This window comes from Ruminococcus flavefaciens, from assembly GCF_900108555.1.
GTDB classification, from domain to species: domain Bacteria; phylum Bacillota; class Clostridia; order Oscillospirales; family Ruminococcaceae; genus Ruminococcus; species Ruminococcus flavefaciens_P.
In genome coordinates, this window is the sequence record NZ_FNWV01000020.1 from 21,528 (window position 1) to 28,787 (window position 7,260).

Below are 7,260 nucleotides of genomic sequence, written 5' to 3' on the forward strand. Positions count from 1 at the left end.
GGCAGTTTTCATGTGTATGTCTTTAAGAATAGAGCCAAGAGAAATGGCAGAAGTTCTCAAAAAGATAAGGAAAATGAATTTAGCTCAAGATATGTCGATAAAGCTTGGTAAGAGCCTTATCATGTCTGGTGACTTATATCCATCTGATATAGCACCTGTTCTTGCACCGAACAAGTATGGGAATGTGGCTATATTTCCAATGGCGTGGGGATTTACATATAAAGCTACTACCAAGCCTCTTGCAAATTGCCGTGTAGAAACTGCTGATAAAAAGGCTCTTTGGAGAGACTCCTGGTACAGACGAAGATGCATCATCCCTGCTTCTTGGTATTATGAATGGGGCTATCCTGTCTATGAGGATGATAGCCGTAGCATGATCGAGCATCGCAATACTAAGAAGGTCAAATTTACCATACAGACCGAAGGCTCTGATAGAACTTATATCGCAGGACTTTATCGTTATGAGGAGCATTGTGATATGCAGGTGCCTGTGTTTTCTGTGCTCACAAGAGAATCTGCAGGTATAGTAAAGGATATACATGACCGAATGCCTGTCATACTTGACAAGAACAACATTCAAGAATGGATACGTCCCGACGGAGATCCCAGTGCTATAGTTGAGAAGGCACTGTCCAATATGGTATTCGAGAGAGCAGTTGATTATCCTCGGTTTCCACCTGAGACCATTACAGCATGAGGAGTCGGCAATGCCGACTCCGATTCATTTCAAAAGGGTGTCGTTCATATTTGCAATATGTCAAAAACCGAAAAAGCATTTGTGTGAAATAGTTTTTTGTATTTCAATAGACCACGATATATTGCTACTATATTCCTTGCTCATATTCCCTGAGCTGACGGTAGAAAGTGTTAGAACGCAAGTCCATTTCCTTCTGAATCACCACAGCCCTACAGCAGATAATGCTTGACTTTCCTGACAAAAAATACTATAATCATTATATAAAGCAAAGGTGCTGCGGTATTTACCGTATGCACCTTTTTTGTATTGGAGGAAATAATATGAGCAAAAGACCTGTTATAGGCGTTATACCTCTTTTCGACTACAATAAAACCAGCTATTGGATGCTTCCCGGGTATTTCGGCGGGATAATTGAAGCAGGAGGTCTGCCTGTTATGCTTCCTCTGACGAGCGACAGTGCTGATATCGAACAGATAACATCTATGTGTGACGGCTTTCTGTTCACGGGAGGTCAGGACGTTGATCCAAAGCTGTACTCCGCAAGAAAAATAGGCGCCTGTGGCGAGTGCAGTCCCGAGCGCGACGTTATGGAGGAACTGCTTCTAAAGCGGGCAATGGAAGCTGATAACCCCATACTCGGCATATGCCGCGGCATACAGTTCATAAACGCCGCACTTGGCGGAACTCTGTGGCAGGATATACCCTCCCAGTTCTCCGATAGTGTGCCGCATTGCCAGAAGCCGTCTTCAAGGATACTGCTTGAACGGACGATATAGGGATCCTGTCCGTAGTATTCGATGATACGGGTAAGCTGTTCACGCATTTCATCGGAGAATTTACCGTTCATAAGCTGCTTTGCGAACTCATCAGCAAGAGAAAAATAGCCCTCCTCGGTTCGCTGTTTTATGCGCATATCCCAGAAATTATTGTCAACGATGTATGTATAGTAAACGTCAGAGCCTACATAGAATGAATCATGCGGTTCGAGAACTTCGTTTATATCAGGCTCTGTATTGCGGATAATAGCTCTCGCAAGCAGCATACCGCAGGCTTTGCCGCCTATCATTCCCGTGCCTATCATGTGGTCACGGACGCTGAAATAGTCCTCGGGACGGAAGTGCTTCTTGACCATCTGACGCATTTTTTTATCGCGTGTCATCATGATATTACACATATTAATGCACTGCTCGGTTATATCAACGCCGTTTTCATAGAGGACTTTTGCTTTCTTGAACGATCTGTCCCATGAGTCCATGAACTGATCGTCTGCTGAGCGCTGTGCATTTCCGAGTACCTGATAGAAGCGGCTGGACTTGACACCGTCAAGAATAGGGCGGAAACGCCCTGTTTCAGGCTCATAAGTATGTGGCTGAAACATGGTGTCGGAACTTCTGTTCCACACCTTTTCCGGACGGACATATACGTTCTTTTTATCCGAATATACATCAAGAAAAAGCTGTGTTGTGTTCAGTATCTTATTTATAGCATGAACGGAGTGCTTTCCTCTGATTATAGGGAAAAACGCAACTGTATCAAGTATGAACAGAAACGGACAGGTCACGCGGAAAAAGTTGCCCATCATAAGGTCAGTTGCCCACATCGCCTGCAATTCCGAAAGGCAGTCGAATATGTAAAAGGCGTCCCTGCCTGATTTCTCAATCTCGTTATGTATATCAACGGTAAAGGTCTCGAATCTGTGCGAAAGCGGAACTTCGATAGTTTTTACCTCTGGACAGTTCTCCACAAGTGGTTCGTGACTTGCAAATCTGAAATATATGATATTCCTGCCGTCTGCAATAGCCTGCCTGAGATAAGGCTCCATGAATAGCCTGAATTCGGAAAGCTCCGAAACTCGCCATACAACATTGTCGCCAAGCCTTATATTGTCCAGTGCTGTGTCCATTTCGGGTATTCCCGATAATATCCTGTCAAAAGCAGCCATAAAAGCACCTCCCTTTTATTACAGATTTTTAGCATAGCAGACTGCACCTTCGAGCCTGTCGTAAGGCGGATAATTATTGATACGATAGTATCCAAGCTTTTCATAAAGCGATACGGCTTCTCTCATCGCTTCACGAGTTTGCAGCACAGTACGCTGAAACTTCATTTTTTCTGCCAGTTCTTCTAACATATTCATCATGTTTTCAGCGATACGATGTCGGCGGTATTCAGGTTCAACCCATACTCGCTTGATTTCCACATCTGTATCTGAGTATCTTTTAAGTCCCGCACAGCCAACAGCGATATCATCAATACAGGCTATGAGCACAGTGCCTATGCTTTCGGATATATTGTAAGGGATAAAGCCTTTGCGGTTCTGAACTCCACCTACAAGGCTACTGTAGTATTCCTCTGTAGATAAATAAAATCTCTGAAAATCCCTGTTGTTGCCGTCAGTCCATTTATATTTTATCTGTAACACCGTATCACCTCCAAAAACGCAAAAACGGTGCTGAATACTCAGCACCGTTGCTCTTTACTTGCATTATATCATACTCGTTTTATTATGTCAAGTTTTTCCTTGACAATTTCTTGTATCTGATATATAATTATCTCAGACAAGCAAAGGCGCTGCGTTTTTTCGCAGTGCCTTTTTTCTTTTTGGAGGGATACTATGAAGGACGGATTTATAAAAATAGCCTGTGCAACGCCTGATGTTAAAGTTGCAGATTGTCAGTACAATGCTGACAGTATAATTGAACTCATCACCGAAGCTCACAGCAAAGGCGTTAAGATCGCCTGTTTTCCAGAGCTATCTGTTACAGGCTACACCTGCAGTGACCTTTTCTTGCAGGACGCGCTGTTAAGCTCTGCAAGACATGGGCTTGTCAGGATAATCAGAGAGACAGAAAAACTGAATATAGTTTCACTTATCGGTGTACCCCTTGCAGTCTGCGGAAAGCTGTATAATTGTGCCGTTATCGTAAACAGAGGCAAAGCGATCGGTGCTGTTGCAAAGAAGAATATACCGAATTACAGCGAGTTTTATGAAGTCAGACATTTTACCGCTGCCAACGAAAGTCTGTGTGCGGATATTCAGCTTGACGAAGATTATTCCGTTCATCTTGAAGATACTATTTTCACTTGCAGGGAGCTTCCCGAGCTTACCTTCGGAGTTGAGATCTGCGAGGATATGTGGGTAAGCTCTCCACCGTCGGAGCGGCTTGCAGCCTCGGGAGCTGTCATCATATTCAATCTATCCGCAAGCGATGAAGTCATAGGCAAAGCAGACTACCGCAGAACGCTTATAAAAGCACATTCGGGCTCGCTCGCCTGCACCTATGCCTACGCCGATTCGGGTATAGGCGAATCAACGCAGGATATGGTCTTTGCAGGACATAATATAATAGCGGAGAACGGCTCTGTTTTAGCTGAGTCCAAGGCGTTTTCAAGCGGACTGACAATTGCTGATACCGACATAAAAAAATTATCCCACGAGCGCAGAAGAATGAACTCTTTTTCTGCTTGCCCGAGCTGTAAAACTGCATATTTTTCGCTTGATGTTACTGAGACGATCCTTGACAGAGCTTTCCAAAAAACTCCGTTTGTTCCGTCCGACAAAAAGGCACTTGACAGCAGATGTGAAGAAATACTCACCATGCAGGCTGTCGGACTTATGACACGTCTGAGGCATATTGGCTGCAAAACGGCTGTACTCGGACTTTCGGGCGGACTTGATTCCACACTTGCCCTGATAGTTGCCGTTCACGCATTCGATATGCTTGGACTTGACAGGAGCGGTATCCATACCATAACCATGCCATGCTTCGGAACTACCGATAGGACGTACAATAACGCCTGCTCGCTGGCAAAAGCTTATAGTGCAACGCTTACCGAGATAAACATCTGCGCGAGCGTAACCCAACATTTCGCTAACATAGGGCAGTCGCCTGATGTTCACGATGTGACATACGAAAATTCACAGGCAAGAGAACGCACTCAGGTGCTTATGGATAAAGCAAATCAGCTCGGGTGTATCGTTGTCGGCACAGGAGACCTCTCGGAGCTCGCCCTCGGCTGGGCGACCTACAACGGTGACCATATGTCCATGTATGCGGTGAATTCGTCCATACCGAAAACCCTTGTGCGCTGGCTTGTAAACTATGAAGCTGAAATATCGAACGGTGAACTGAAAAAAGTTCTGTCTGATATACTGGATACTCCTGTCAGTCCCGAACTTCTCCCACCTGAGAAAAACGGCACTATATCACAGAAGACTGAGGATATCGTCGGACCGTATGAGCTTCACGATTTCTTCATGTACTATATGCTTAGATACGGATTTTCACCTTCAAAGATATTCCGTATCGCCTGTCTCGCATTCGCAGAAACATATTCTAAGGAATTTATAATGAAATGGCTGAAAACATTTTATCGACGCTTCTTCATACAGCAGTTCAAGCGCTCATGCCTGCCCGACGGTCCGAAGGTCGGAACTGTAACTCTCTCTCCACGCGGCGACTGGCGTATGCCAAGTGATGCTTCCGCTAATATTTGGCTGAAAGAATTGGATAACATTGATTGATAACGTGATCGAATTGATACACAAACGAACTTGCAAGTGGCTGTGAGATTCTTATTATTTTCCTACACTTTTCCTACAGTTTTAAGATTTTTCTGCAAAGGCAATAAGCGCCAAATCAGCTTTTTCCCCGAAAAACAGGTACAAAACAGAATCCTATTAAAACACAAGAAACTGCCGAAAATCCGTCAGCGTCGGCTTGTGGTCCCGAAGACCGTGGGTTCGAATCCCATCTCCCCCCCCTCATGAAATAGGCACTTTCGAGAAATCGGAAGTGCTTTTTTCGTTGTTTTCTAATATTTTTTCTAATATAAGTGATTTCTAATATGAAAGTCCCCGCAGCTGCGGGGACTTTCTGTATTATAAAGTATTTTATCTAACCTCAAAATCTTCAGGCACATTAAAATGTATATAATTCACCTTCAAATCTTTTGGAACTTCAACCTTTTCCTTTGCCTGTTCATAGGCATCAAACAGCGAACTTACCGCTGCAAGGCAATTATAAACGCGGTCAGTATCTTCTCCGAGTATTTTTGAATTTAACAAATCATAAACAGCATCAGCGACAGGAATATAGTCCGATATCTGACATTTATATGAAGTAATAGCAGTATTATCAGGATACACAAATTTTAACTCATCACTGTATATAAAAGCTCCGTCAAAGAACTTTTCTCCACATATCTGCGGTATAAAATAAAGGCATTCTTCTGCAAGCAGTTTATCCCCAGTAACAGCTGAGGTAGCTTCTATGATATTATCAAAATCTTCACGCGAACTTACCTTATTGAAGTTTTTAAGAAATTCAGCGACATTTGAACGTAGCTTCTCCTTACCTTCTTCCCCTTCATAAGGATAATTGGTAATGGTATCGTCATCCTGAACGATAAAGAAATACTGCTTTTCTGTTACATATCCGTCCGCTTCCCATTTCTTCGTTATTTCAGCAATTTTATCTCCAAGCTCAGGTACAAGGATATCATTGATCCTGCATTCACCGATAACTTTTGATCCAATGGCGGAATTGAAAATTTTTACGCATACAGCTTTCTGATTACCGAGACGCTTGATAATGTCCTCGTTAATAAGATCCCAATAATAAGAGGCTTGTCGGGCTCCACCTTTATAACCTGTACGAACAGCATCACTGCTGTAAACGCTCCATGAGTGAGAATGTCCTGCAAATTCTGACGTTATCCTGCATTTTACATAATTATCAGCTACTGCTTTTAATCCACGCATAAACGAAAAGGCAAAAGTACCCAAAGCTAATGCGTAAGCGGTTTCACAGTCCTGTCCCAAGCCAGTACTGTTTTCGGCGAAATGCATTTTCATGGCATCAATATACATATCAAAACCAAGGCAAACAATTCTCTCTTTAACGTCAAGCACTAATGGCTTGATACTCATTTCCAGTTCAGGAATATAGATGATCTCACCTCTGGTCTCGGCTCTAAGCTCTATCAAGTTTGAAAAATCTCCGTCAAGTATTCTACTGAGTATTTCTTCTTTAGTCAATATTTCAGGCTTTTCGGAGATAACAGGCTCAGCAGGTTTATTGATCTCTTTGTTTTTCTTTTTGAAAAAATTAAAGCCCATATCTTTCTCCTATTCGTTATAATCATTCAACGTAGTACGCTTCGTCATGTATTATCCATATTATACACCGCACTGTCGCCAAAAGTCAAGAATACGTATATGAACGAAGAAGTCCCCTCGTGGGGACTTTCTGTATCATTTTTTCGTAAGTTTTGGTTCTGTCATGGTACTAAGCTAAATCAGAATTTAGAAGTTCCCTTTCTCGTCTTCCTGTAAAAAACAAATCCGTCCTCTTCTTTTATGATTTGATACCCTAATTTTTCGTAAAAAGCGTTTGTCCGTACATTCCAGCTTGGAGTGTCCAGATTAAATTCCTCGGCAAATGGGTAGTACTTTTCTATGCACTCCATTAAATGAGTTCCATAACCTTTTCTATGATAGATGCTGTCAATAAAAATTCTGCCAATGTACACAGTATTTTTTGTTTCGTCCGAGAATATGA

6 protein-coding genes and 1 pseudogene are annotated in these 7,260 nt (G+C 42.7%); 3 read left to right on the top strand and 4 right to left on the bottom strand.

What is annotated here, in order from left to right; genetic code table 11:
- Positions 1-10 precede the first annotated feature (10 nt).
- On the top strand, positions 11-697 hold the full coding sequence (locus tag BLW60_RS15625; protein ID WP_074719053.1) for an SOS response-associated peptidase family protein: 687 nt from the start codon (positions 11-13) through the stop codon (positions 695-697).
- 383 nt (positions 698-1,080) lie between these two features.
- Complete coding sequence (locus BLW60_RS15635; protein ID WP_242872901.1) at positions 1,081-1,473, top strand: gamma-glutamyl-gamma-aminobutyrate hydrolase family protein; 393 nt, start codon at positions 1,081-1,083, stop codon at positions 1,471-1,473.
- A gap of 23 nt (positions 1,474-1,496) precedes the next feature.
- On the opposite strand, the pseudogene BLW60_RS17365 reads toward BLW60_RS15635, so the two are convergent.
- Positions 1,497-2,639: pseudogene (locus BLW60_RS17365) on the bottom strand (PEP/pyruvate-binding domain-containing protein); the annotation flags it as partial.
- Positions 2,640-2,657: 18 nt separating this feature from the next.
- Entirely contained in the window at positions 2,658-3,119 is a 462-nt protein-coding gene (locus BLW60_RS15645) for a GNAT family N-acetyltransferase (protein ID WP_051456718.1), read from the bottom strand.
- Between the two features lie 192 nt (positions 3,120-3,311).
- Between BLW60_RS15645 and BLW60_RS15650 the strand changes: the two genes are divergently transcribed.
- Entirely contained in the window at positions 3,312-5,222 is a 1,911-nt protein-coding gene (locus BLW60_RS15650) for an NAD(+) synthase (RefSeq protein WP_074719054.1), read from the top strand.
- Between the two features lie 369 nt (positions 5,223-5,591).
- Here BLW60_RS15650 and BLW60_RS15655 read toward each other — a convergent pair whose 3' ends face one another.
- Positions 5,592-6,818, bottom strand: coding sequence for a DUF6348 family protein (locus tag BLW60_RS15655; protein ID WP_074719056.1), 1,227 nt, complete (start codon positions 6,816-6,818; stop codon positions 5,592-5,594).
- A gap of 179 nt (positions 6,819-6,997) precedes the next feature.
- A partial coding sequence (locus BLW60_RS15660; RefSeq protein ID WP_175460959.1) for a GNAT family N-acetyltransferase occupies positions 6,998-7,260 on the bottom strand: 263 nt, incomplete at its 5' end.

Excerpts from the sequence above, each read along its gene's own strand:
- BLW60_RS15650 (WP_074719054.1), top strand. The coding sequence starts at position 3,312 with ATGAAGGACGGATTTATAAAAATAGCCTGTGCAACGCCTGATGTTAAA.
- BLW60_RS15655 (WP_074719056.1), bottom strand. The coding sequence starts at position 6,818 with ATGGGCTTTAATTTTTTCAAAAAGAAAAACAAAGAGATCAATAAACCT.
- BLW60_RS15625 (WP_074719053.1), top strand. The coding sequence starts at position 11 with ATGTGTATGTCTTTAAGAATAGAGCCAAGAGAAATGGCAGAAGTTCTC.
- BLW60_RS15635 (WP_242872901.1), top strand. The coding sequence starts at position 1,081 with ATGCTTCCCGGGTATTTCGGCGGGATAATTGAAGCAGGAGGTCTGCCT.